Origin of the sequence: Streptomyces sp. NPDC002669 (genome assembly GCF_042889165.1) — a bacterium.
In the GTDB taxonomy this organism is placed as follows: Bacteria; Actinomycetota; Actinomycetes; order Streptomycetales; family Streptomycetaceae; genus Streptomyces.
Map to the genome: position 1 here is coordinate 203,674 of NZ_JBIAQQ010000006.1, position 24,133 is coordinate 227,806.

The following is a 24,133-nucleotide window of genomic DNA, read 5'->3' on the forward strand; positions in this document are numbered from 1 at the left end:
ATGACCAGCAAGGGCACCCACCAGTGGCGCGGCATCATCGAGGAGTACCGGGACCGCCTTCCGGTCACGAGCACGACGCCGGTCGTCACGCTCCGTGAGGGCGGTACGCCGCTCGTCCCCGCTCAGGTCCTCTCCGAGCGCACGGGCTGCGAGGTGCACCTCAAGGTCGAGGGCGCCAACCCCACCGGGTCCTTCAAGGACCGCGGCATGACGATGGCCATCACCCGGGCCAAGGAGGAGGGCGCGAAGGCGGTCATCTGCGCCTCCACCGGCAACACCTCCGCCTCCGCCGCCGCGTACGCGGTACGGGCCGGCATGGTCTGCGCGGTCCTCGTGCCGCAGGGCAAGATCGCGCTCGGCAAGATGGGGCAGGCGCTCGTGCACGGCGCCAAGATCCTCCAGGTGGACGGCAATTTCGACGACTGCCTGACGCTGGCCCGCTCGCTCTCGGACAACTACCCGGTGGCGCTGGTCAATTCGGTCAACCCGGTCCGCATCGAGGGTCAGAAGACCGCCGCGTTCGAGATCGTCGACGCGCTCGGCGACGCCCCGGACATCCACGTCCTCCCGGTCGGCAACGCGGGCAACATCACCGCCTACTGGAAGGGCTACAAGGAGTACGCCGGGGACGGCGTGTCCACGCACACCCCGCGCATGTGGGGCTTCCAGGCGTCCGGCTCCGCGCCCATCGTCCGCGGCGAGATCGTCAAGGACCCGTCGACCGTCGCCACCGCGATCCGGATCGGCAACCCGGCCTCCTGGCAGTACGCACTGAACGCCAGGGATGAATCGGGCGGTTTCATCGATGAGGTGACGGACCGCCAGATTCTGTCCGCCTACCGGCTGTTGGCCTCGCAGGAGGGCGTCTTCGTCGAGCCCGCGTCGGCCGCGTCCGTGGCCGGTCTGCTGAAGGCCGCCGAGGAGGGCAAGGTCGACCCGGGCCAGAAGATCGTCTGCACGGTCACCGGAAACGGCCTCAAGGACCCCGACTGGGCCGTCGCGGGCGCCCCGCAGCCGGTCACGGTCCCCGTCGACGCGGCCACCGCCGCCGAGAAACTGGGCCTCGCGTAGGACCCTTCGGGTCCGGCCGGTGCGGTCCTTTCCGGCCGGCCGGACCCGGGGGAGCCCCCGGCAGCCGTTCGCGGCGGGCCGGGGCGGCCGGCCGGCGGGAAAACCGGCCGGGCGCCACCGAAGAAAGCGGGAAAACCCGTTCCGGGCGCCGGAAAGCCGCGAGGAAGGGCCCCGGCGGACCTGCCCGGCGAAGGTCCCGCGGAACCGCTCCGCAAAGCCCGGCGCACCGGCCGGAAAACGCCGTACACCGTTGCCGGAAAGCCGTTCCCCGGTGAGCAAGAACCCAGCTCAACCGCCCTTTTCGGGACGGAGAGCGCATAGGAGGCGTGCGACACGCATCGTGCGCCTCCTGTGCGCCCTATGTCGCCACAGAACCTTCCTTCGATAAGCTGTACTCAAGCCGTACCGCCGCATCTGCCGCGGTACAAGGGCCGTTGCGACCGTCGGGTTCCCCGGAATTCCACTCCCCGCCGCCACGGCCCCCGCCGACAGAGAAATCGCTTCACCACCCCCGCCGCCTCACAAGGAGAGTCGTCCAACCGATGGCCGGTCCTGCCTTCCGAGCCGCCGCCGTCCGGGTGCGCGTCCCCGCGACCAGCGCCAACCTGGGCCCGGGTTTCGACGCCTTCGGCCTGTCGCTGGGGCTCTACGACGACGTCGTCGTACGCGTCGCCGACTCCGGACTGCACATCGACATCGCGGGCGAGGGCGCCGACACGCTGCCCCGCGACGAGAGGCACCTCCTCGTGCGCTCCCTGCGCACGGCCTTCGACCTGCTCGGCGGACAGCCCCGCGGCCTGGAAATCGTCTGCGCCAACCGCATCCCGCACGGGCGCGGCCTGGGCTCCTCCTCGGCCGCCATCTGTGCCGGGATCGTCGCCGCCCGCGCCGTGACGACCGGCGCCGACACCCGGCTCGACGAGGCCGCGCTACTGGAGCTCGCCACCGAGATCGAGGGCCACCCCGACAACGTCGCGGCCTGCCTGCTCGGCGGCTTCACCCTCGCGTGGATGGACGGCGGATCGGCGCGCGCGATCAGGATGGACCCCGCAGAATCCATCGTTCCGGTGGTTTTCGTGCCCAGTGAGCCGGTCCTGACCGAGACCGCCCGCGGACTGCTCCCGCGCACGGTCCCGCACGTCGACGCCGCCTTCAACGCCGGCCGGGCCGCACTCCTCGTCGAGGCCCTGACCAGGCGGCCCGAGCTGCTGCTCACCGCCACCGAGGACCGGCTTCACCAGGAGTACCGCACCCCGGCGATGCCGCAGAGCGTGGAGCTCGTGAACCGACTGCGCGCCGAGGGCGTTCCCGCGGTCATCTCCGGTGCCGGGCCGACGGTGCTCGCACTGGCCGAGGACGGTGCGGCCGACAAGGTCGCACAGCTGGCGGGCGAGGGGTGGGCGGCCAACCGTCTCGCCCTCGACGCCCCGGGCGCGAGTGTGCTGCCGCTCGCCCCGTAGCCGAGAAGTGATTGCCGGTGAGTGAGAGGGGGAATGTTTGTTGGAGCCGGTAGTGTTAACCTCAAGTCTGCAACCGACGTCTATGTGGCGCGTTGCTTCGTGTCCCTTTCCGGGACCACCAATTCTTCCGGGAGCCTCCCCAACTGCCTGAGCAGCCTGCCTGAGCAGTTTCGTGCACGCTCCGGAACCGGCACGACACCCCTCGCTCGTCCAGGAGTGGGCCGAGCAGGGGGACCTCGCGCCGGGCCCTTGCACACCTTCATCTCTCCGCCGTACCCGGCGGACCACCGCCCCGGCACGGTCCGCAAGAAAAAGACCGCAGTCGGACAGCACAACCGGTCGCCGAGCCAGAAGGCCGACGTCCGCTCCAGGGAAGGACCCTTCGTGAGCGACACCACCGATCTGATGGGCGTGACTGCCGACAAGAGCGTCGACAGTGCCGCGCCCGCCGAAGGTGCTGCCACTGGCACCACCACACGGCGCCGCCGCTCCGGCACCGGCCTTGACGGCATGGTCCTGGCCGAGCTGCAGCAGGTCGCGTCCGGCCTCGGTATCAAGGGCACTGCGCGGATGCGCAAGGGCCAGTTGATCGAGGTCATCAAGGAGGCGCAGGCCGGTAGCTCCGCCGCGCCCAAGACCGCCGCGCCCGCCGCGGAGGCCGAGACCAAGCCGAAGCGCCGGACCACCTCCAAGGCGCGCACCGGGGACGACTCCGCCGCAGCGCCCGCCGAGAAGGCCGCGGCCCAGCAGCAGATCGACATCCCCGGCCAGCCGGCCAGCGACGACCAGCCCGCGGGCGAGCGCCGTCGGCGCCGTGCGACCGCGCAGGCGGGCAGCCCGGAGACCAAGGCGGAGAGCAAGCCCGCCGAGGCCAAGACGGAGGCGCCGGCCGAGCCGAAGGGCGAGGAGCGCGCCGAGGCCGCCGCCGACACGGCCGAGGGCCGTCGCGGCGACCGCCAGGAGCGCGGCCAGCGCGGCGACCGCCAGGAGCGCGGCGAGCGCGGGGATCGCCGCGACCGGCAGCGCGACCGCCGGGGCAAGGGCGACGACCAGGGCCAGCAGGGCGGCCAGCGCCAGCAGCGCCAGGGCCAGGGCCAGGGCCAGCAGGGCAGCGGCCCGCAGGACGACGGCTACGACGACGAGGCGGGCGGCCGGCGCGGCCGCCGGGGCCGCTACCGCGACCGCCGCGGCCGTCGGGGCCGTGACGACTTCGCGGGCGAGGTCGCGGTCTCGGACGACGACGTCCTGATCCCCGTCGCGGGCATCCTGGACATCCTCGACAACTACGCGTTCATCCGGACCTCCGGCTACCTGCCGGGCCCGAACGACGTGTACGTCTCGCTCGCCCAGGTCCGCAAGAACGGCCTGCGCAAGGGCGACCACGTCACCGGTGCGGTGCGCCAGCCCAAGGACGGCGAGCGCCGCGAGAAGTTCAACGCCCTGGTGCGTCTGGACTCGGTGAACGGCATGGCGCCCGAAAGCGGCCGCGGCCGCCCGGAGTTCCAGAAGCTGACGCCGCTCTACCCGCAGGACCGGCTCCGTCTGGAGACCGACTCCAACGTCCTGACGACGCGGATCATCGACCTGGTCGCCCCGATCGGCAAGGGCCAGCGCGGTCTGATCGTGGCCCCGCCGAAGACCGGCAAGACCATGATCCTGCAGGCGATCGCCAACGCGATCACGGTCAACAGCCCCGAGTGCCACCTGATGGTCGTCCTGGTCGACGAGCGTCCGGAAGAGGTCACCGACATGCAGCGGTCGGTGAAGGGCGAGGTCATCTCCTCCACCTTCGACCGGCCCGCCGAGGACCACACCACCGTCGCCGAGCTGGCCATCGAGCGCGCCAAGCGCCTCGTCGAGCTGGGTCACGACGTGGTCGTCCTGCTGGACTCGATCACCCGTCTGGGACGCGCGTACAACCTCGCCGCCCCCGCCTCCGGCCGCATCCTGTCCGGTGGTGTCGACTCGACCGCGCTGTACCCGCCGAAGCGCTTCTTCGGTGCGGCGCGCAACATCGAGGACGGCGGCTCGCTGACCATCCTGGCCACCGCGCTCGTCGAGACCGGCTCGCGCATGGACGAGGTGATCTTCGAGGAGTTCAAGGGCACCGGCAACATGGAGCTCAAGCTCGACCGGAAGCTCTCGGACAAGCGCATCTTCCCGGCGGTGGACGTCGACGCGTCCAGCACCCGCAAGGAGGAAATCCTGCTGGGCGGCGAGGAGTTGGCGATCGTCTGGAAGCTGCGCCGGGTGCTGCACGCGCTCGACCAGCAGCAGGCGATCGAGCTCCTCCTGGACCGGATGAAGAAGACCCAGTCCAACGCGGAGTTCCTGCTCCAGATCCAGAAGACGACGCCGGCGCCGGGCAACGGCAACGACTGACGTCGCAGCGGACCGGTCGGACCGGTCGAACCGCGGGGCCGCCCCCGTCACTTCGGTGACGGGGGCGGCCCCGTTCCGCGTACCGGCCCCGTCGGCCGGCCCGAGACCTTCGCCACACGGCGGCCGTCGCGCCGGACGCCGCAGCGATGCCCACAGAGGGCGAGAAACCGCAGGTGAGCGGGGTGTCACCGGCTGTCCACCGGTGTCGACCGCTCCGTGTTTCCTCACACGGACCCAACAGTCGGCTGTGCAACCCTTCTTCGTACCGCCGCGTCGTACCAAGTACCGACAAGTCGCCAAAGACGGCGAAAAGGTGACCGGGGCGCGCCGTCGGCGCGAACCCGTCCGGCGGCCGGGGCCGCGCGGCCCCGGCGGACGCCGACGAGCGAGGGAGAGGGATGGCCGAGCAGAGCGGGAGCGGCGGGCGAATACGTCCCACCGGCAAGCGCCGGAAGAAGCCCTCCCGTCGCCGCAGGGCGACGGTGATCGGGGCCTGGAGCCTGGCCGGCGTCGTGGTCCTCGGCGGCGCCGGGCTCGGATACGCCTACGTCACGCTCAACGGCAACCTCAAGGCCGTCGACATCAACGCGGCGCTCGGCAAGGACCGCCCCGACGACGTCGACGACGGCTCCCAGGACATCCTCGTGCTCGGCTCCGACTCCCGGTCCGGGGCCAACTCCGCGTACGGCGCCGACGAGGGCACGGCACGCTCCGACACCGCGATGGTCCTGCACATCAACAAGGGCCACGAAACGGCCTCCGTCGTCTCCATCCCGCGCGACACCCTCATCACCCGCCCCGAGTGCACCAGCGACACCACGGGGCAGCCCGTCGCCGGTGAGCGGCGCGCGATGTTCAACACGGCGTACGAGGTCGGCGGCCCGGCCTGCGCGGTCAAGACCGTCGAGTCGATGTCCGGCATCCGCATGGACCACTACCTCGAAGTCGACTTCACCGGCTTCAAGAAGCTCATCGACGAGCTGGGCGGGGTGGAGCTCACCACCACCCGGGCGATCGACGACCCCAAGAGCCACCTGAACCTCGAACCGGGCACCCACACCCTGGACGGCGAACAGGCGCTCGGCCTCGTCCGTACCCGCAAGAGCGTCGGCGACGGCAGCGACCTCGGCCGCATCCAGCTCCAGCAGGCGTTCGTCAAGGCGCTGATGGAGCAGGTCAGGAGCGTCGGGGTGTTCTCGAACCCGCAGAAGCTGTTCGGCCTCGCGGACACCGCGACCAAGGCCGTCACCACCGACTCCGACCTCGGCTCGGTCGGGGAGCTCACCTCCTTCGCCAACGGGCTCAAGGGCCTCGCCCCGAAGAACGTCCACATGGTGACCCTGCCCGTGCAGTACGACCCGGCCGACCCGAACCGCGTCGTGCCGCTGGAGAAGTCCGCCCGGCAGGTGTGGGCGGCGCTGAAGGCGGACCGGGCGATCCCCGCCTCCGCCACCAAGGGGTCGGCGGGCGACAAGGGCGTCGCGGGCGGCGTCGTCCGGTGACCCCGGACCCCGGGAGCGGACGGCCGGACGGGCCGGGGCGGGCGGTCGCGCGGCCCGGGAACGATGACCGGACAAGCCGGGAATAGTTGCGGACCGCCCCCGGTTTTGGGAGATACGGCCGGTCCTGGCAGACTGGTACGTCGGCCCCGGTTCACGGACGTGCAATCCGCGCGTGCGACCCGGCGCCCTCCCGAACCTAGGAGAAACCCTTGAAGCGCGACATCCACCCCGAGTACGTCGAGACGCAGGTCAGCTGCACCTGTGGCGCGTCGTTCACCACCCGGAGCACCATCGGCGGCGGCAGCATCCGCGCCGACGTCTGCTCCGAGTGCCACCCGTTCTACACGGGCAAGCAGAAGATCCTCGACACCGGTGGCCGCGTGGCCCGCTTCGAGGCCCGCTTCGGCAAGGCTGCCGGCTCCGCCAGCAAGTAGCGAGCCACTGCGCCGGTTCTCGGTGCCCTCTTCCGGGGGCATCGGGACCGGCGTTTTTTCCGGCCGGGGGCGCGGGACCCACCACGTCCCCGCCCGGCCGGCACCACGCCGTCCAGCAGGCACGCAGAATGAAGGAACCAGGAGCCCGAAGATGTTCGAGGCGGTCGAGGAACTGATCGGCGAGCAGACCGATCTGGAGAAGCAGCTCGCGGACCCGGCGGTCCACGCCGACCAGGCAAACGCGCGCAAGCTCAACAAGCGCTACGCGGAGCTCACCCCGATCGTCGCGACGTACCGCTCCTGGAAGCAGACCGGCGACGACATCGAGACGGCCCGCGAGCTGGCCGCCGACGACCCCGACTTCGCCGCCGAGGTCAAGGAGCTGGAGAAGCAGCGCGAGGAGCTCACCGAGAAGCTCCGCCTCCTCCTGGTCCCGCGCGACCCCAGCGACGACAAGGACGTGCTCCTGGAGATCAAGGCGGGCGCGGGCGGCGACGAGTCCGCCCTGTTCGCCGGCGACCTGCTGCGCATGTACCTGCGCTACGCCGAGCGCGTCGGCTGGAAGACCGAGATCATCGACTCCACCGAGTCCGAGCTGGGCGGCTACAAGGACGTCCAGGTCGCCGTCAAGACCAAGGGCGGCAACGGCGCCACCGAGCCCGGCCAGGGCGTGTGGGCCCGGCTGAAGTACGAGGGCGGGGTGCACCGCGTGCAGCGGGTGCCCTCCACCGAGTCCCAGGGCCGCATCCACACCTCCGCCGCCGGTGTCCTCGTCACGCCCGAGGCGGAGGAGGTCGACGTCGAGATCCACGCCAACGACCTGCGCATCGACGTCTACCGCTCCTCGGGCCCCGGCGGCCAGTCCGTCAACACCACCGACTCCGCGGTCCGCATCACCCACCTGCCGACCGGCGTCGTCGCCTCCTGCCAGAACGAGAAGAGCCAGCTCCAGAACAAGGAGCAGGCCATGCGCATCCTGCGTTCGCGGCTGCTCGCCGCCGCGCAGGAGGCCGCCGAGCAGGAAGCCTCGGACGTACGTCGCAGCCAGGTGCGCACGGTCGACCGTTCCGAGAAGATCCGTACGTACAACTTCCCGGAAAACCGGATCTCGGACCACCGCGTCGGCTTCAAGGCGTACAACTTGGACCAGGTGCTCGACGGCGACCTGGACGCCGTGATCCAGGCATGCGTCGACGCCGACTCGGCCGCCAAGCTCGCAGCCGCGTAAACCAGCCAGCCCCGCCCGTAACACCGTACGGAGAACCGCGATGAACCTGCTGCTCGCCGAGGTGGCCCAGGCCACCCAGCGGCTGGCCGACGCCGGTGTGCCCTCGCCGCGATTCGACGCGGAGGAACTCGCCGCGTTCGTGCACGGCGTCAATCGGGGCGAGCTGCACCGGGTGCCGGACGCGGACTTCGACGCCCGTTACTGGGAGGCCATCGCCCGCCGCGAGGCCCGCGAACCGCTCCAGCACATCACCGGCCGCGCCTTCTTCCGCTACCTGGAACTCCAGGTCGGACCCGGCGTCTTCGTGCCGCGCCCGGAGACCGAGTCGGTCGTCGGCTGGGCGATAGACGCCGTGCGCGCGATGGACGTCGTCGAACCGGTCGTCGTCGACCTCTGCAGCGGCTCGGGCGCCATCGCCCTGGCCATGGCCCAGGAGGTGCCGCGCTCGCGCGTGCACGCGGTCGAGCTCTCCGACGACGCCCTGAAGTGGACCCGGAAGAACGCCGAGGGGTCCAGGGTCACCGTCCACCAGGGGGACGCGCTGACCGCCCTGCCCGAGCTCGACGGCCAGGTCGACCTGGTCATCTCCAACCCGCCGTACATCCCGCTCACCGAGTGGGAGTACGTGGCGCCCGAGGCCCGCGACCACGACCCGGAGATGGCCCTGTTCTCCGGCGAGGACGGCCTCGACACCATCCGCGGCATCGAGCGCACCGCGCACCGCCTGCTGCGTCCCGGCGGACTCGTCGTCATCGAGCACGCCGACACCCAGGGCGGCCAGGTGCCGTGGATCTTCACCGAGGAACGGGGCTGGGCGGACGCCGCCGACCACCCCGACCTGAACAACCGGCCGAGGTTCGCCACGGCCCGCAAGGCCATGCCGTGACCGGGGACCACCGCGCGTCCGGCCCGTACCCGTCATACCCGTACACGCTTGAGGAGGCCGGCTGATGGCACGGCGATACGACTGCAACGACGCGACCGACCGCAAGACGGGCCTGCGCGAGGCGGCGTCGGCGGTCCGCCGCGGCGAACTGGTCGTGCTGCCCACCGACACCGTGTACGGCATCGGCGCGGACGCCTTCAGCTCCGAGGGCATCGCCGACCTGCTGGACGCCAAGGGACGCGGCCGCAACATGCCCACCCCGGTCCTGATCGGCTCCCCGAACACCCTGCACGGCCTGGTCACCGACTTCTCCGAGCAGGCATGGGAGCTCGTCGACGCCTTCTGGCCCGGCGCCCTCACGCTCGTCGCCAAGCACCAGCCGTCGCTCCAGTGGGACCTCGGTGACACCCGCGGCACCGTCGCCGTCCGGATGCCGCTGCACCCGGTCGCCATCGAGCTGCTCACCGAGGTCGGCCCGATGGGCGTCTCCAGCGCCAACCTCACCGGCCACCCGGCCCCCGAGGACTGCGACGCGGCCCAGGAGATGCTCGGGGACTCCGTCTCCGTCTACCTGGACGGCGGCCCGACGCCCGGCATCGTGCCGTCGTCGATCGTCGACGTGACCGGCAAGGTCCCCGTGCTGCTGAGGGCCGGCGCGCTCTCCGTCGAGGAACTCCGCAAGGTGGTACCCGACCTCGAGGTGGCGAATTGACCGCCCCTGAGGGGCGTGGCATAACGGGGCGGGCCGACACCTTCCGCATCCTCCACGTCAGCACCGGCAACGTCTGCCGCTCACCGATCACCGAGCGGCTGACCCGGCACGCCCTGGTGGACCGCCTCGGCGATCCGCTCGGCGGCGGGCTGATCGTGGAGAGCGCGGGCACCTGGGGGCACGAGGGGGCACCCATGGAGGCCAACGCGGAGACCGTCCTCGCCGACTTCGGCGCCGACCCGGCCGGCTTCGTCGGCCGGGAACTCCTCGACGAGCACGTGATCCGCGCCGACCTGGTGCTCACCGCCACCCGTGACCACCGCGCCCAGGTGATCTCGATGGGGCACTCGGCGGGCCTGCGCACCTTCACGCTCAAGGAGTTCACCCGGCTGGTCCGGGCGATAGACCCCGCCACCCTGCCGGACCCGCGGGACGAGGGCGTCGTCGAGCGCGCCCGCGCGCTGGTCCGCGCCGCCGCCGCGCTGCGCGGCTGGCTGCTGGCCCCCACCGCCGAGGCGGACGAGGTGTACGACCCGTACGGGGCCCCGATCACCTTCTTCCGGTCCATCGGCGACGAGATCAACCAGGCACTCGACCCGGTGGTCACCGCGCTGACGGGCGTTCCCGCACACCACTGACGCGCCCGCCCCCGCGCCGCACCCGCGGCGGAGGGCCGCCGCGCCGTACCCGACCACACCCCCGCACCGCCCCGGCCCGCCCCCGTGACGCCCCGTCCGCGCCACTCCGGCGGCCGTACGCACCGGCCGGGTACCCAGGGCCGTCGGAGGGACGGCGGCGCCGCACAGCGGGCAGGAGGGCCGTCACGGGCCTACATTGGAGCTGACGCCAGCGCACCCCTCTCCAGGTCCGGAGTTCCCCGATGCCGGTCACCACTCCCGCCGCACCCTCCTCCGCCCCCGGGACCGTCCTGCCGCAGGACTTCGAGGCCCTGCTCCGGGAGGACCCGGAGATCGCCGACGTGCTGCTGGGGGAGCTGCACCGGCAGTCGGACACCCTCCAGCTGACCGCCGCCGAGAACTTCACCTCCCCCGCGGTCCTCGCCGCCCTCGGCTCGCCGCTCGCCAACAAGTACGCCGAGGGCTACCCCGGTGCCCGCCACCACGGCGGCTGCGAACAGGCCGATGCCGCCGAACGCATCGCCTGCCGCCGGGCCACCGCCCTCTTCGGCGCCGAGCACGCCAACGTCCAGGCGCACTCCGGCTCCTCCGCGGTCCTCGCCGCCTACGCCGCCCTGCTGCGCCCCGGCGACACGGTGCTCGCGATGGGGCTCCCGTACGGCGGACACCTCACCCACGGCTCGCCCGCCAACTTCTCCGGCCGCTGGTTCGAGTTCGTCGGCTACGGCGTCGACTCCGAGAGCGGCCTGATCGACTACGCGCAGGTGCGCGCCCTGGCCCGTACGCACCGGCCCAAGGCGATCGTGAGCGGTTCGATCTCCTACCCCCGCCATCCCGATTACGCCCTGTTCCGGGAGATCGCCGACGAGGTGGGCGCGTACCTGATCGCCGACTCCGCGCACCCGATGGGGCTGATCGCCGGGGGAGCGGCGCCGAGCCCGGTGCCGTACGCCGATGTGGTCTGCGCGACCACGCACAAGGTGCTGCGCGGGCCGCGCGGCGGGATGATCCTGTGCGGGGCGGAGCTGGCCGAGCGGATCGACCGGGCGGTCTTCCCGTTCACCCAGGGCGGCGCGCAGATGCACACGATCGCCGCGAAGGCCGTCGCGTTCGGGGAGGCGGCCACCCCGGCGTTCACGGCGTACGCCCACCAGGTGGTGGAACGGGCGCGGGTGCTGGCGGCCGGCCTGGCGGCGGAGGGCTTCGAGATCACCACCGGTGGCACGGACACCCATCTGATCGTCGCCGACCCGGCCCCGCTGGGCGTCGACGGGCCGGGCGCCCGCACCCGGCTGGCGGCGGCGGGTGTGGTGCTGGACACCTGCGCGCTGCCCTACGGGGACGCCCGCGGCATCCGGCTCGGGACCGCGGCCGTCACCACCCAGGGCATGGACGAGACCGACATGGCACGGCTCGCGGTGCTCCTCGGAACGGCGGTGCGGCAGGAGGGCGACGTCCGTGACGAGGTGCGGGAACTGGTCGGCAGGCATCCGCCCTACCCGGGGTAGGGCGGTCCGTCCGGACGGACCGGGTCCGTCCGGAAACCCGCTGGTCGGCCTCCCTGCAACCGTTCGGCCCGGTCTCCGTGTCCTCATCCGTGAGGCCGACGCAGCGCGGCCGTCCGCAACCGCCGGACGGTCTAAGGTGTGGGCTGAGATGGCCGGCGAAATCTATGGGGCAGCCCGTGCGTGATTACCTGCTGACGCTCTGTGTCACGGCTGCGGTGACCTACCTGCTGACCGGCCCGGTGCGCAAGTTCGCCATCGCGATCGGGGCGATGCCCGCGATCCGTGCGCGTGACGTCCACCGGGAACCGACACCGAGACTCGGCGGCATCGCCATGTTCGGCGGGCTGTGCGCCGGGCTGATCGTCGCGGCCCACCTCCACAACCTCGACTGGGTTTTCCAGCTCTCCAACGAACCGCGGGCGCTGCTCTCCGGGGCCGCGCTGATCTGGCTGATCGGGGTGCTGGACGACAAGTTCGAGATAGACGCCCTGATCAAGCTCGGCGCCCAGATGATCGCCGCCGCGGTCATGGTCATCCAGGGTCTGACGATCCTGTGGCTGCCGATCCCCGGCGTCGGCACCGTCGCGCTCACCCAGTGGCAGGGCACGCTGCTCACGGTCGCCCTGGTCGTCATCACCATCAACGCGGTCAACTTCGTCGACGGGCTGGACGGCCTCGCGGCCGGCACCGTCTGCATCGCGGCCGCCGCGTTCTTCCTGTACACGTACCGGCTCTGGTACGGGCACACGATCGAGGCCGCGGCCCCGGCGACGCTCTTCACGGCGATCCTGATGGGCATGTGCCTGGGCTTCCTGCCGCACAACATGCACCCGGCCCGGATCTTCATGGGCGACTCGGGCTCGATGCTGATCGGCCTGGTGCTGGCGGCCGGGGCGATCTCCATCACGGGGCAGGTCGACCCGGACACGATGAAGCTCTTCGCGGGCGGTGAGCGCGAGAGCACGCACGCGATGCTGCCGGTCTTCATCCCGCTGCTGCTGCCGCTGACGGTCATCGCGATCCCGGCCGCGGACCTGGTGCTGGCGATCGTGCGCCGTACCTGGAACGGGCAGTCGCCGTTCGCCGCGGACCGCGGCCATCTGCACCACCGGCTGCTGGAGATCGGCCACTCGCACAGCCGGTCGGTGCTGATCATGTACTTCTGGTCGGCCCTGATCGCCTTCGGGACGGTCGGTTATTCGGTGCATTCGACGTCGCTGTGGATCGTCCTGGTGGTCATGGGGCTGAGCGCGCTGGGCCTCGTACTGCTGCTGATGCCCCGCTTCACGCCCAAGGCGCCGTACTGGGCGGAACGCTTCCTGCCGCCCCGTTACCGCCGTCGGCGCCGCGGGGGAGACAGCGATCCCCAGGCCCCCCTGCCAGCGGCCTCCGAGGCCCAACAGGGGGCCGTGGCGGGCGAGATGGGGCAGGGCGAGGAGCCGGCGCCGGCGGAGCGGAGCCCGGTCGTGGTGGGCGTTTCCGGCGTCAACGGAGCGACCGCGATCGGCGATCGAACTCGTTTTTCGGACAGAGGCAAGGCTGAATCCGCACGTTGATGATTCGGTCATCAGAGGGCAATACCAGGCAAGCCGTCGAGTTGTCTTGCTCACATGCGCGAATTCACTCTCACGTGTGACTGTGAGCACACTTTCTTGGTAAAGACCTCATCAAATAGTTTGTGATACCGTTCACGAAGCCCGGTGACGGAGCCGAAGGACTTGTAGTAGCGCGGTCCATCGGCCCGAGGCATCGACTCGGACCGGGCCTACGATCGTCCATGACGACACCCTGCCCACCCCCTGCAAGCGGAGCTGCCGCCATGCCGTCCAACGACGCCCGGACTCTCCTCCAGACCGCCGTACCCACCGCTGTCGCCGGCGCCGTCGCCGTCGCTGTCAGCGCTGGTGTCGCGGGCGGCAAGGGAGCCATCGGCGCGCTCGTCGCGACGCTCGTCGTGGTCCTCTTCATGGGGATCGGCCTGGTGGTCCTGCAGCGGACCGCGCGGTCCCTGCCCCAGCTGTTCCAGGCAATGGGCCTGATGCTCTACACGACGCAACTTCTGCTGTTGTTCGTCTTCGTCGCCGCCTTCAAGGACACGACGATGTTCAACCCGAAGGCGTTCGCGATCACTCTGGTCGCACTGACCCTCGTGTGGATCGGCGCGCAGACGCGCGCGCACATGAAGGCCAAGATCCTTTACGTCGAACCCGAGTCCGACAATGCGGAAAAGCCCAAGAACACGGGCTCGAAGTCGTGAAGGGTAGGGGCGGGATAAGTGAGGGTTCAAGACCCTGCTATCGTCCGGTTCCAACTGCGGCACTGCGGGCGCGGGCATGTGAGCTGACGCCTGCTCGATCGCGAGGCTCAATGCCTGACTGCCGCTCACACATCCGTAACACCAGTCCAGTGCCGAACCGCGGCTGTGCGCCGCGCCGACACAACGAGGTTGCCGTACCTATGCGCCACGCTGAAGGAGCCCGCGGTGAGTGCTGACCCGACACAGGTGCTCGCCTTCGAGACCGATTGCCACATCTTCGACGGTTGTGGTTTCCCGGGTCCCGGCTTGCACTCTTTCCTGTTCGAGCCGATCTTCGGTGACGCGAACAGCAACGTCTACTTCAACAAGACGATGCTGCTGGCGCTCCTCGGTACGGTCATCATCGTCGGTTTCTTCTGGGCCGCCTTCCGTAAGCCGAAGATCGTCCCGGGCAAGCTGCAGATGGTGGCCGAGGCCGGCTACGACTTCGTCCGCCGCGGCATCGTCTACGAGACGCTCGGCAAGCGCGAGGGCGAGAAGTACGTCCCGCTGATGGTCTCGATCTTCTTCTTCGTGTGGATGATGAACCTCTGGTCGATCATCCCGCTCGCCCAGTTCCCGGTGACGTCGATCATCGCGTACCCGGCCGCCCTGGCGCTGATCGTCTACATCCTCTGGATGAGCCTCACCTTCAAGCGGCACGGCTTCGTCGGCGGCTTCAAGAACCTGACCGGCTACGACAAGTCGCTCGGCCCGGTCCTGCCGCTGATCATGGTCATCGAGTTCTTCTCGAACACCCTGGTCCGTCCCTTCACGCACGCGGTCCGACTCTTCGCGAACATGTTCGCGGGTCACACGCTGCTGCTGCTCTTCACCATCGCCAGCTGGTACCTGCTCAACGGCATCGGTATCGCCTACGCGGGTGTGTCGTTCGTGATGGTCATCGTGATGACGGCTTTCGAGCTCTTCATCCAGGCCGTTCAGGCGTACGTCTTCGTGCTCCTGGCGTGCACCTACATCCAGGGCGCTGTCGCCGAGCACCACTGATCGCGCCTGCCCTACCCCCAGTCGTCCGGTGGCCAACCCCCGCCGGTCCGTGAAAGAGAAGGAAGAACTGGCATGTCCCAGACCCTTGCCGCCGTCACCGGTTCCCTCAGCTCCGTCGGCTATGGCCTGTCCGCCATCGGCCCCGGCGTCGGCGTCGGCATCATCTTCGGTAACGGCACCCAGGCCCTCGCCCGTCAGCCCGAGGCTGCCGGCCTGATCCGCGCCAACCAGATCCTCGGCTTCGCCTTCTGTGAGGCGCTCGCCCTGATCGGTCTGGTCATGCCGTTCGTTTACCCGACCTCCTGACCTGGTCGCGAACAGCCCATTCGACGGAAGGCACTGATGTGAACCACCTGGTTCAGCTCGCATCGGAGGGAGCGGAAAACCCGCTCGTCCCGCCGATCCCCGAGCTCGTCATCGGCCTCATCGCCTTTGTCATCGTCTTCGGTTTCCTCGCCAAGAAGCTCCTCCCGAACATCAACAAGGTTCTGGAAGAGCGCCGCGATGCAATCGAAGGCGGTATTGAGAAGGCCGATGCGGCCCAGACCGAGGCCCAGAGCGTGCTCGAGCAGTACAAGGCTCAGCTCGCCGAGGCCCGTCACGAGGCCGCGCGCCTGCGCCAGGAGGCACAGGAGCAGGGCGCCGTGATCCTGCAGGAGATGCGGGCGGAAGGCCAGCGGCAGCGCGAGGAGATCATCGCTGCCGGCCACGCCCAGATCGAGGCCGACCGCAAGGCCGCGGCCGCCGCGCTGCGTCAGGACGTGGGCAAGCTCGCCACCGACCTGGCCGGCAAGCTCGTCGGCGAGTCCCTCGAGGACCACGCCCGGCAGAGCGGCACCGTGGACCGTTTCCTCGACGAGCTCGAGGCGAAGGCCGAGGCCGTCCGATGAACGGCTCGAGCCGCGAGGCACTGGCTGCCGCACGTGAGCGTCTCGACGCGCTGACCGACAACACGTCGGTCGACGCGGCGAAGCTCGCCGAGGAGCTGGCCGCCGTCACGGCGCTGCTCCAGCGCGAGGTGTCGCTGCGGCGGGTCCTGACCGACCCGTCGCAGGCCGGCGAGGCCAAGGCGGAGCTGGCAGGACGACTGCTGGGCGGGCAGGTGGGCGGCGAGACCGTCGACCTGGTCTCCGGCATGGTCCGCTCCCGCTGGTCGCAGTCGCGCGACCTGGTCGACTCGGTCGAGGAGCTGGCGAACCTCGCCGACCTCACGGCCGCCCAGCGCAGCGGTGAACTCGACGACGTCGAGGACGAGCTGTTCCGGTTCGGCCGGATCGTGGCCTCCGACAAGGAGCTCCGCGCCGCGCTCACCGACCGGTCCGCGTCCACCGCCGCAAAGGGGCAGCTGCTGCACAGCCTGCTCGGCGGCAAGGCGCGGCCCGCCACCGAGCGCGTCATCGTCCGCCTCGTCACCCAGCCGCGTGGACGTAGCCTGGAAGCGGGACTCGAGTCCCTCTCCAAGCTCGCCGCGGAGCGCCGGGAACGCATGGTCGCGGTGGTCACCTCGGCGGTGCCGCTGAGCGATCGGCAGAAGCAGCGCCTCGGCGCCGCGCTGACGAAGATCTACGGCCGCCCGATGCACCTGAACCTCGACGTGGACCCCACGGTCCTCGGCGGGATCGCGGTGCGGGTCGGCGACGAGGTCATCGACGGCACCATCGCGGAGCGTCTCGAAGAGGCGACCCGTCGCATGGCCGGCTGACCGCCGCAGCAAGCAAAGACAGAGCAAGACCAGCGGCCCGGTTGGGCCGTGCAGAAATTGCAGAAGATTCCTGGGGGTCGGCCCCCAGACCCCCTTAAGAAACTTCGGGCCCAACAAGGAGAGCAGGGAACCCAGATGGCGGAGCTCACGATCCGGCCGGAGGAGATCCGGGACGCGCTGGAGAACTTTGTCCAGGCGTACAAGCCGGACGCGGCCTCGCGCGAGGAGGTCGGTACGGTCAGCGTTGCCGGCGACGGCATCGCGAAGGTCGAGGGTCTTCCCTCGGCCATGGCGAACGAGCTGCTGAAGTTCGAGGACGGCACCCTCGGTCTCGCCCTCAACCTCGAGGAGCGCGAGATCGGTGCGATCGTCCTCGGCGAGTTCAGCGGCATCGAAGAGGGCCAGCCGGTGCAGCGCACCGGTGAGGTGCTCTCCGTCGGCGTCGGCGAGGGTTACCTCGGCCGCGTCGTCGACCCGCTCGGCAACCCGATCGACGGTCTCGGCGAGATCGCGACCGACAGCCGCCGCGCCCTCGAGCTGCAGGCCCCTGGCGTCATGGTCCGCAAGTCGGTGCACGAGCCGATGCAGACCGGCTACAAGGCCGTCGACGCCATGGTGCCGATCGGCCGCGGCCAGCGTCAGCTGATCATCGGCGACCGCCAGACGGGCAAGACCGCCCTGGCCGTCGACACGATCATCAACCAGCGCGACAACTGGCGCTCGGGCGACGTGAACAAGCAGGTGCGCTGCATCTACGTCGCCGTCGGTCAGAAGGGCTCCACCATCGCCTCCGTGCGGGGTGCCCTCGAAGAGGCCGGTGCGCTCGAGTACACGACCATCGTCGCCGCCCCGGCGTCCGACCCGGCCGGCTTCAAGTACCTGGCGCCGTACACCGGTTCGGCCATCGGCCAGCACTGGATGTACCAGGGCAAGCACGTCCTGATCATCTTCGACGACCTCTCGAAGCAGGCCGACGCCTACCGCGCCGTGTCGCTGCTGCTGCGCCGTCCGCCGGGCCGTGAGGCCTACCCGGGCGACGTCTTCTACCTCCACTCGCGTCTGCTGGAGCGCTGCGCGAAGCTCTCCGACGAGATGGGCGCCGGTTCGATGACGGGCCTCCCGATCGTCGAGACCAAGGCGAACGACGTGTCGGCGTTCATCCCGACCAACGTCATCTCCATCACCGACGGCCAGTGCTTCCTGGAGTCCGACCTGTTCAACGCCGGTCAGCGTCCGGCCCTGAACGTCGGTATCTCGGTCTCCCGCGTCGGTGGTTCCGCCCAGCACAAGGCGATGCGCCAGGTCTCCGGCCGTCTGCGCGTGGACCTCGCCCAGTACCGCGAGCTGGAGGCGTTCGCCGCCTTCGGTTCCGACCTGGACGCGGCCTCGAAGGCTTCGCTGGAGCGCGGTAAGCGCATGGTCGAGCTGCTGAAGCAGCCGCAGTACGCCCCGTTCCCGGTCGAGGAGCAGGTCATCTCCATCTGGGCCGGCACCAACGGCAAGATGGACGACGTGCCGGTCGAGGACATCCGCCGCTTCGAGACGGAGCTGCTGGAGTACCTGCGCCGCGAGCGCAAGGACCTCCTCACCAGCATCCGCGAGGGCGCCAAGATGTCCGACGACACGCTGCAGGCGATTGCCGACGCCGTCGCCGCCTTCAAGCAGCAGTTCGAGACCTCGGACGGCAAGCTCCTGGGCGAGGGCTGATCGATGGGCGCTCAGCTTCGCGTTTACAAGCGCCGCATCCGCTCCGTCACCGCCACGAAGAAGATCACCAAGGCGATGGAGATGATCGCCGCCTCGCGCATCGTCAAGGCGCAGCGCCAGGTGGCGGCATCGACGCCGTACGCCAGCGAGCTCACCCGTGCGGTGACCGCGGTGGCGGCCGGCTCCACCACCAAGCACCCGCTGACCACCGAGGCCGAGTCCCCGGCACGGGCCGCGATCCTGCTCGTCACGAGCGACCGCGGCCTGGCCGGCGGTTACTCCTCCAACGCCATCAAGGCCGCGGAGCGACTGACCGAGCGGCTCCGGGGCGAGGGCAAGGAGGTCGTCACCTACGTGATCGGCCGCAAGGGCGTCGCCTACTACGGCTTCCGCGAGCGGAAGATCGAGGACTCGTGGACGGGCTTCACCGACAGCCCGACGTACGAGGACGCCAAGCGGGCCGCGGCCCCGCTGATCGAGGCGGTCACCCAGGAGACCGCCGAGGGCGGTGTGGACGAGCTGCACATCGTCTACACGGAGTTCGTGTCGATGATGACGCAGAACCCGGTGGACAACCGGATGCTGCCGCTCAGCCTCGACGCCACGAAGGAGGAGGGCGGCAAGGGCGAGATCCTGCCGCTGTTCGACTTCGAGCCGTCGGCGGAGGACGTCCTCGACGCCCTGCTTCCGCGATACGTCGAGAGCCGGATCTACAACGCGCTGCTGCAGGCCGCTGCTTCCGAGCACGCCGCCCGCCGCCGCGCGATGAAGTCGGCCACCGACAACGCCGGTGAGCTCATCAAGACGCTCTCCAGGCTTGCCAACGCGGCCCGCCAGGCCGAAATCACCCAGGAAATCAGCGAGATCGTCGGTGGTGCCAGTGCGCTGGCCGACGCGACCGCGGGGAGTGACAAGTAATGACGACGACAGTTGAGACGGCCGTTGCCACGGGCCGCGTCGCCCGGGTCATCGGCCCGGTCGTCGACGTGGAGTTCCCCGTCGACGCGATGCCGGACATCTACAACGCGCTGAACGTCCAGGTGGCCGACCCGGCCGAGGACGGCAAGCTCAAGACGCTGACCCTCGAAGTCGCCCAGCACCTCGGCGACGGCCTGGTCCGCGCGATCTCGATGCAGCCCACCGACGGTCTGGTCCGCCAGGCCCCGGTGACCGACACGGGCACCGGCATCACGGTCCCGGTCGGTGACATCACCAAGGGCAAGGTGTTCAACACCCTCGGCGAGATCCTGAACAAGCCCGAGGCCGAGGCCGAGGTCACCGAGCGCTGGGCGATCCACCGCAAGGCGCCCAACTTCGACCAGCTCGAGTCCAAGACCGAGATGTTCGAGACCGGCGTCAAGGTCATCGACCTCCTCACCCCGTACGTCAAGGGTGGAAAGATCGGTCTGTTCGGTGGTGCCGGTGTCGGCAAGACCGTTCTGATCCAGGAAATGATCTACCGCGTGGCCAACAACCACGACGGTGTGTCGGTGTTCGCCGGTGTCGGCGAGCGCACCCGTGAGGGCAACGACCTCATCGAGGAAATGGCCGACTCGGGCGTCATCGACAAGACCGCCCTGGTCTTCGGTCAGATGGACGAGCCGCCGGGCACGCGTCTTCGCGTCGCGCTGGCCGGTCTGACCATGGCGGAGTACTTCCGCGATGTGCAGAAGCAGGACGTGCTCTTCTTCATCGACAACATCTTCCGGTACACCCAGGCCGGCTCCGAGGTGTCCACCCTGCTCGGCCGCATGCCGTCCGCGGTGGGTTACCAGCCGAACCTGGCCGACGAGATGGGTCTGCTGCAGGAGCGCATCACGTCGACCCGTGGTCACTCGATCACCTCGATGCAGGCGATCTACGTCCCCGCGGACGACCTGACCGACCCGGCCCCGGCCACCACCTTCGCCCACCTCGACGCGACGACGGTTCTCTCCCGTCCGATCTCCGAGAAGGGCATCTACCCGGCCGTGGACCCGCTGGACTCCACGTCCCGCATCCTGGACCCCCGCTACATCGCGGCGGACCACTACGCGGCCGCCATGCGCGTCAAGGGGATCCTCCAGAAGTACAAGGACCTCCAGGACATCATCGCGATCCTCGGTATCGACGAGCTGGGCGAGGAGGACAAGCTCGTTGTCCACCGTGCCCGTCGCGTCGAGCGCTTCCTGTCGCAGAACACCCACGTCGCCAAGCAGTTCACCGGCGTGGACGGTTCGGACGTCCCGCTCGACGAGTCGATCGCCGCGTTCAACGCGATCTGCGACGGCGAGTACGACCACTTCCCCGAGCAGGCGTTCTTCATGTGCGGTGGCATCGAGGACCTCAAGGCCAACGCCAAGGAGCTCGGCGTCTCCTGAGCCCATGGCTCACCGAGGGGGACGGGCGTGTCCCGTCCCCCTCACCACGCCCCGTAGAATTGACCCAACACCCGGCTCGAACGGCCGGGTGGTGACCCGAGGAGCCACCCTTGGCTGCTGAGCTGCACGTCGAGCTGGTCGCCGCGGACCGCAGTGTCTGGTCCGGCGAGGCCACCCTGGTCGTCGCGCGCACCACGTCCGGCGACATCGGCGTCATGCCCGGTCACCAGCCGCTTCTGGGTGTGCTGGAGTCGGGCCCGGTGACGATCCGTACGAGCGACGGCCAGACCGTGGTCGCCGCTGTGCACGGCGGTTTCATCTCGTTCGCGGACGACAAGCTCTCGCTGCTCGCCGAGATCGCGGAGCTGGCGGACGAGATCGACGTCCAGCGCGCCGAGCGTGCGCTGGAGCGTGCGAAGTCGGACACGGACGCCGCTTCCGAGCGGCGCGCCGATGTGCGACTGCGTGCGGTGGCGGTGCGCTAGCGCTCCGCGACCACGTAGCTTTACCCTCAGCCGCGGCCCGAGCTGGAGACCCCTCCAGACCGTGTCGCGGCTGAGGCGATGCAGGTGCGGTTGTATTCCTGGTGGTATCCGTTACTCGACGACGCGAGGAGGTCGGTGGAGATGTTCCTCGCGCTGTGGGTGGGCGCCCTGGTCGTCGCACTGATTCTGATCGGACTCTTCGTCTTCGGTCTGCGCCGGCGGCTGATTCAGCGCTCCGGCGGGACCTTCGACTGCAGTCTGCGGTGGAACGTTCCGGAGGAGCCCGATCTCTCGGGCAAGGGCTGGGTGTACGGGGTCGCCCGGTACAGCGAGGACCGGATCGACTGGTTCCGGGTCTTCTCGTACTCGCCCCGACCGCGCCGCGGTCTGGAGCGTTCCGCGATCGAGGTGGTCGCGCGCCGGATGCCCGAGGGCGAGGAGGAGCTGGCGCTCCTGTCCGACGCCGTGGTGCTCGGCTGTCTCCACCGGGAGACCCGCCTGGAGCTGGCCATGAGCGAGGACGCGCTGACCGGTTTCCTGGCCTGGCTGGAGGCGGCCCCGCCCGGCCAGCGGGTCAACGTGGCCTGAGGGCCCGAGGGCCTGTACCGCGGGCCGTCCGGCCCGTACGACGAATGAGGGATCGCCCACGAGGCCCCGGACGCGAGCGATCGCAGCCGGGGCCTCGTGCCGTCCCGGTGGCGGCCGACGACAGGGGACGGCCGGCGGGGCCGGGACGGGGCGGAAGCCCGGCGGGGGAGTGCGGGCACGCGAAAGCCGGGGAGACAGGGGGCGGACCTGTCTCCCCGGCTGCTTCGCGGGGTTTCGCGCGGTGCCGGACGGACTACTTCAGGCCGTTGTGGATGGCACCCACGAGTTCGCCGTTGGCGGTGTCACCGCTGAACTCCCAGAAGAACGCGCCTCCCAGGCCCTGGTTCTTCGCCCAGGTCATCTTGGACGTGATGGTGGCCGGGGTGTCGTAGCTCCACCAGTTGGTGCCGCAGTGTGCGTAGGCGGTGCCGGCGACCGTGCCGGTGGCGGGGCAGCTGTTCTTGAGGACCTTGTAGTCCTCGATGCCGGGCTCGTAGGTGGCGGCGGCGGGGCCGGTGGCGGTGCCGCCGGGGGCGGACTGGGTCACCCCGGTCCAGCCGCGGCCGTAGAAGCCGATGCCGAGCAGCAGCTTGGAGGCGGGCACGCCCTTGGCCTTCAGCTTGGCGATGGCGGCGGCGGAGTTGAAGCCGTCCTGCGGGATGCCGTCGTAGGAGGTCAGCGGGGAGTGCGGGGCCGTCGGACCCTTGGCCTCCCAGGCGCCGAAGAAGTCGTACGTCATCACGTTGTACCAGTTCAGGGACTGGGCGGCGCCGGCGTAGTCGGCGGCGTCGATCTTGCCGCCCTCGGAGCCGTCGGCGGTGATGGCGGCGGTCACCAGGTAGTCCTTGCCGAACTTGGCGCGCAGGGCCGAGGTGAGGCCCTTCAGCGCGTCCGGGCCGCTGGTGTCACAGGTCAGACCGCAGGCGTTGGGGTACTCCCAGTCGATGTCGATGCCGTCGAAGACATCGGCCCAGCGCGGGTCCTCGACCAGGCCGTAGCAGGACTCGGCGAACGCGGCCGGGTTCTTCGCGGCGTCACCGAAGCCGCCGGACCAGGTCCAGCCGCCGAACGACCACAGGATCTTGATGTGCGGGTACTTCGCCTTCAGCTTGCGCAGCTGGTTGAAGTTGCCGCGCAGCGGCTGGTCCCAGGTGTCGGCCACGCCGTCGACCGACTGGTCGGCGGTGTACGCCTTGTCGTAGTCGGCGTACGAGTCGCCGATCGTGCACTTGCCGCCCTGGACGTTGCCGAAGGCGTAGTTGATGTGCGTGATCTTCGCGGCGGAACCCGAGGTGTCCAGGTTCTTGACGTGGTAATTGCGCCCGTAGACGCCCCAGTTGGCGAAGTAGCCGAGGTTGACCTTGTCGCCCGTGCCCGGGGTGCCGCCACCGCCGGTGGTGCGCACCTTGACCGCGCCGCTGGCCGGGCCGGTCTGGCCGGCGGTGTCACGGGCCCGCACGGTGTACGAGTAGTCGGTGCCGGCCGTGAGGCCGGAGTCCGAGTACGTGGTGCCGGTGACCGTCGAGACGACCGCGCCGTCCCGCAGGACGTCGTAGTTCTTGATGCCGTTGTCGTCGGTCGCGGCGGCCCAGCTCAGCTTGACCGAGGTGTCGGTGACGGCGCTCGCGGTGGGGGTGCCCGGCGCGGAGGGGGCGTTGTCGCCGGGGACGCTGCCGCCGTCGCAGGAGGCGCCGTTCAGCTTGCAGCCGGTGGGGGCGCCGGGGCCGGTGCCGTTGAAGCCGAAGCTGACGGAGGCACCGGGGGCGACCGTGCCGTTCCAGCTGAGGTTCTTGGCGGTCCAGTGGGTTCCGGAGCTGGTGACGCTGGCGTCCCAGGCGGAGCCGACCGCGGTGCCGGAGGGGAAGTCCCACTCGATGGTCCAGGAGGACAGGGCGGTGGTGCCGGTGTTCTTCACCGTCCACTGGCCCTCGAAGCCGCTGCCCCAGTCGGACTTCTTGGTGAAGGAGGCGGTCGCCGAAGTGGCGGCCTCGGCGGGGGAGGCCAGGCCGACCATCGCGGCGAGCGGAAGGATCAGGGCGGTGAGGCCCGCGACCGCTCTGGATCTGTTGGCTCTTCCGTGCCCGAATCTGAGTCGGGTACGGCGTAGGGGGGTTTCAGTGCTCAACGGTGCTCCTCGGGTGAGGTCCGGACAAACGGGGGTGGTCC

22 protein-coding genes are annotated in these 24,133 nt (G+C 70.1%); 21 read left to right on the forward strand and 1 reads right to left on the reverse strand.

Going from position 1 to position 24,133, the window contains the following annotated elements; translation table 11 throughout:
• The 21 genes from thrC to ACFYW1_RS12040 all read left to right on the forward strand — a co-directional run bounded on the left by thrC (position 1) and on the right by ACFYW1_RS12040 (position 21,967).
• Positions 1–1,071: a threonine synthase gene (gene thrC, locus ACFYW1_RS11940; RefSeq protein ID WP_388990506.1), complete on the forward strand. Its 1,071-nt coding sequence runs from the start codon at positions 1–3 to the stop codon at positions 1,069–1,071.
• A gap of 542 nt (positions 1,072–1,613) precedes the next feature.
• A complete protein-coding gene (thrB, locus tag ACFYW1_RS11945) occupies positions 1,614–2,531 on the forward strand; it encodes a homoserine kinase (protein WP_388990508.1) in 918 nt (305 codons plus the stop codon).
• A gap of 384 nt (positions 2,532–2,915) precedes the next feature.
• Positions 2,916–4,913, forward strand: a complete 1,998-nt coding sequence (gene rho, locus ACFYW1_RS11950; RefSeq protein ID WP_388990510.1) for a transcription termination factor Rho — start codon at positions 2,916–2,918, stop codon at positions 4,911–4,913.
• Positions 4,914–5,311: 398 nt separating this feature from the next.
• Positions 5,312–6,415 (forward strand): LCP family protein, encoded by a 1,104-nt coding sequence (locus ACFYW1_RS11955; RefSeq protein WP_388990512.1) that lies wholly within the window; start codon positions 5,312–5,314, stop codon positions 6,413–6,415.
• A gap of 209 nt (positions 6,416–6,624) precedes the next feature.
• Positions 6,625–6,849 (forward strand): 50S ribosomal protein L31, encoded by a 225-nt coding sequence (gene rpmE / locus ACFYW1_RS11960; RefSeq protein ID WP_351204959.1) that lies wholly within the window; start codon positions 6,625–6,627, stop codon positions 6,847–6,849.
• A 151-nt stretch (positions 6,850–7,000) separates the two neighbouring features.
• On the forward strand, positions 7,001–8,077 hold the full coding sequence (prfA, locus tag ACFYW1_RS11965; protein WP_388990515.1) for a peptide chain release factor 1: 1,077 nt from the start codon (positions 7,001–7,003) through the stop codon (positions 8,075–8,077).
• 40 nt (positions 8,078–8,117) lie between these two features.
• On the forward strand, positions 8,118–8,963 hold the full coding sequence (prmC, locus tag ACFYW1_RS11970) for a peptide chain release factor N(5)-glutamine methyltransferase (protein WP_388990517.1): 846 nt from the start codon (positions 8,118–8,120) through the stop codon (positions 8,961–8,963).
• A 64-nt stretch (positions 8,964–9,027) separates the two neighbouring features.
• Positions 9,028–9,675: an L-threonylcarbamoyladenylate synthase gene (locus ACFYW1_RS11975; RefSeq protein WP_388990519.1), complete on the forward strand. Its 648-nt coding sequence runs from the start codon at positions 9,028–9,030 to the stop codon at positions 9,673–9,675.
• Positions 9,672–10,313 carry a protein-tyrosine-phosphatase gene (locus ACFYW1_RS11980; protein WP_148839229.1) on the forward strand — a complete coding sequence of 214 codons (642 nt, stop codon included), beginning with the start codon at positions 9,672–9,674 and terminating at the stop codon, positions 10,311–10,313. Before ACFYW1_RS11975 ends, ACFYW1_RS11980 begins: the two co-directional genes overlap by 4 nt.
• Before the next feature lie 242 nt (positions 10,314–10,555).
• Positions 10,556–11,821 carry a serine hydroxymethyltransferase gene (gene glyA / locus ACFYW1_RS11985; RefSeq protein ID WP_388990522.1) on the forward strand — a complete coding sequence of 422 codons (1,266 nt, stop codon included), beginning with the start codon at positions 10,556–10,558 and terminating at the stop codon, positions 11,819–11,821.
• Between the two features lie 164 nt (positions 11,822–11,985).
• Positions 11,986–13,377 carry an MraY family glycosyltransferase gene (locus tag ACFYW1_RS11990; protein WP_388990524.1) on the forward strand — a complete coding sequence of 464 codons (1,392 nt, stop codon included), beginning with the start codon at positions 11,986–11,988 and terminating at the stop codon, positions 13,375–13,377.
• Positions 13,378–13,640: 263 nt separating this feature from the next.
• Positions 13,641–14,078 (forward strand): hypothetical protein, encoded by a 438-nt coding sequence (locus ACFYW1_RS11995; protein WP_388990526.1) that lies wholly within the window; start codon positions 13,641–13,643, stop codon positions 14,076–14,078.
• Between the two features lie 210 nt (positions 14,079–14,288).
• The gene (gene atpB, locus ACFYW1_RS12000) at positions 14,289–15,125 is read left to right on the forward strand and encodes a F0F1 ATP synthase subunit A (RefSeq protein WP_388990788.1); all 837 of its coding nucleotides are present in this window, start codon (positions 14,289–14,291) and stop codon (positions 15,123–15,125) included.
• A gap of 72 nt (positions 15,126–15,197) precedes the next feature.
• Positions 15,198–15,431, forward strand: coding sequence for a F0F1 ATP synthase subunit C (locus ACFYW1_RS12005; RefSeq protein ID WP_072483720.1), 234 nt, complete (start codon positions 15,198–15,200; stop codon positions 15,429–15,431).
• 38 nt (positions 15,432–15,469) lie between these two features.
• A complete protein-coding gene (locus ACFYW1_RS12010) occupies positions 15,470–16,015 on the forward strand; it encodes a F0F1 ATP synthase subunit B (RefSeq protein WP_388990528.1) in 546 nt (181 codons plus the stop codon).
• Complete coding sequence (locus ACFYW1_RS12015; RefSeq protein WP_388990530.1) at positions 16,012–16,827, forward strand: F0F1 ATP synthase subunit delta; 816 nt, start codon at positions 16,012–16,014, stop codon at positions 16,825–16,827. The genes ACFYW1_RS12010 and ACFYW1_RS12015 overlap by 4 nt, the downstream gene beginning before the upstream one ends.
• Positions 16,828–16,962: 135 nt before the next feature.
• The gene (gene atpA, locus ACFYW1_RS12020; RefSeq protein ID WP_388990532.1) at positions 16,963–18,534 is read left to right on the forward strand and encodes a F0F1 ATP synthase subunit alpha; all 1,572 of its coding nucleotides are present in this window, start codon (positions 16,963–16,965) and stop codon (positions 18,532–18,534) included.
• A gap of 3 nt (positions 18,535–18,537) precedes the next feature.
• Complete coding sequence (locus ACFYW1_RS12025) at positions 18,538–19,452, forward strand: F0F1 ATP synthase subunit gamma (RefSeq protein ID WP_388990534.1); 915 nt, start codon at positions 18,538–18,540, stop codon at positions 19,450–19,452.
• Positions 19,452–20,894, forward strand: a complete 1,443-nt coding sequence (gene atpD, locus ACFYW1_RS12030; RefSeq protein ID WP_388990536.1) for a F0F1 ATP synthase subunit beta — start codon at positions 19,452–19,454, stop codon at positions 20,892–20,894. Before ACFYW1_RS12025 ends, atpD begins: the two co-directional genes overlap by 1 nt.
• Positions 20,895–21,004: 110 nt before the next feature.
• Positions 21,005–21,379 carry a F0F1 ATP synthase subunit epsilon gene (locus tag ACFYW1_RS12035; protein WP_388990538.1) on the forward strand — a complete coding sequence of 125 codons (375 nt, stop codon included), beginning with the start codon at positions 21,005–21,007 and terminating at the stop codon, positions 21,377–21,379.
• Positions 21,380–21,520: 141 nt separating this feature from the next.
• Positions 21,521–21,967, forward strand: a complete 447-nt coding sequence (locus tag ACFYW1_RS12040) for a DUF2550 domain-containing protein (protein ID WP_148840410.1) — start codon at positions 21,521–21,523, stop codon at positions 21,965–21,967.
• Positions 21,968–22,220: 253 nt separating this feature from the next.
• Here the strand turns inward: ACFYW1_RS12040 and ACFYW1_RS12045 are convergent, their stop codons facing one another.
• Positions 22,221–24,092: a glycosyl hydrolase family 18 protein gene (locus tag ACFYW1_RS12045; RefSeq protein ID WP_388990540.1), complete on the reverse strand. Its 1,872-nt coding sequence runs from the start codon at positions 24,090–24,092 to the stop codon at positions 22,221–22,223.
• Positions 24,093–24,133: the final 41 nt, after the last annotated feature.

Coding starts and splice junctions, on each gene's coding strand:
- atpA (WP_388990532.1), top strand. CDS start 16,963: ATGGCGGAGCTCACGATCCGGCCGGAGGAGATCCGGGACGCGCTGGAG.
- ACFYW1_RS12025 (WP_388990534.1), top strand. CDS start 18,538: ATGGGCGCTCAGCTTCGCGTTTACAAGCGCCGCATCCGCTCCGTCACC.
- glyA (WP_388990522.1), top strand. CDS start 10,556: ATGCCGGTCACCACTCCCGCCGCACCCTCCTCCGCCCCCGGGACCGTC.
- ACFYW1_RS11990 (WP_388990524.1), top strand. CDS start 11,986: ATGGGGCAGCCCGTGCGTGATTACCTGCTGACGCTCTGTGTCACGGCT.
- ACFYW1_RS11955 (WP_388990512.1), top strand. CDS start 5,312: ATGGCCGAGCAGAGCGGGAGCGGCGGGCGAATACGTCCCACCGGCAAG.
- prfA (WP_388990515.1), top strand. CDS start 7,001: ATGTTCGAGGCGGTCGAGGAACTGATCGGCGAGCAGACCGATCTGGAG.
- atpD (WP_388990536.1), top strand. CDS start 19,452: ATGACGACGACAGTTGAGACGGCCGTTGCCACGGGCCGCGTCGCCCGG.
- thrB (WP_388990508.1), top strand. CDS start 1,614: ATGGCCGGTCCTGCCTTCCGAGCCGCCGCCGTCCGGGTGCGCGTCCCC.
- ACFYW1_RS12040 (WP_148840410.1), top strand. CDS start 21,521: ATGTTCCTCGCGCTGTGGGTGGGCGCCCTGGTCGTCGCACTGATTCTG.
- ACFYW1_RS12005 (WP_072483720.1), top strand. CDS start 15,198: ATGTCCCAGACCCTTGCCGCCGTCACCGGTTCCCTCAGCTCCGTCGGC.
- prmC (WP_388990517.1), top strand. CDS start 8,118: ATGAACCTGCTGCTCGCCGAGGTGGCCCAGGCCACCCAGCGGCTGGCC.
- thrC (WP_388990506.1), top strand. CDS start 1: ATGACCAGCAAGGGCACCCACCAGTGGCGCGGCATCATCGAGGAGTAC.
- ACFYW1_RS11975 (WP_388990519.1), top strand. CDS start 9,028: ATGGCACGGCGATACGACTGCAACGACGCGACCGACCGCAAGACGGGC.
- ACFYW1_RS11995 (WP_388990526.1), top strand. CDS start 13,641: ATGCCGTCCAACGACGCCCGGACTCTCCTCCAGACCGCCGTACCCACC.
- ACFYW1_RS12015 (WP_388990530.1), top strand. CDS start 16,012: ATGAACGGCTCGAGCCGCGAGGCACTGGCTGCCGCACGTGAGCGTCTC.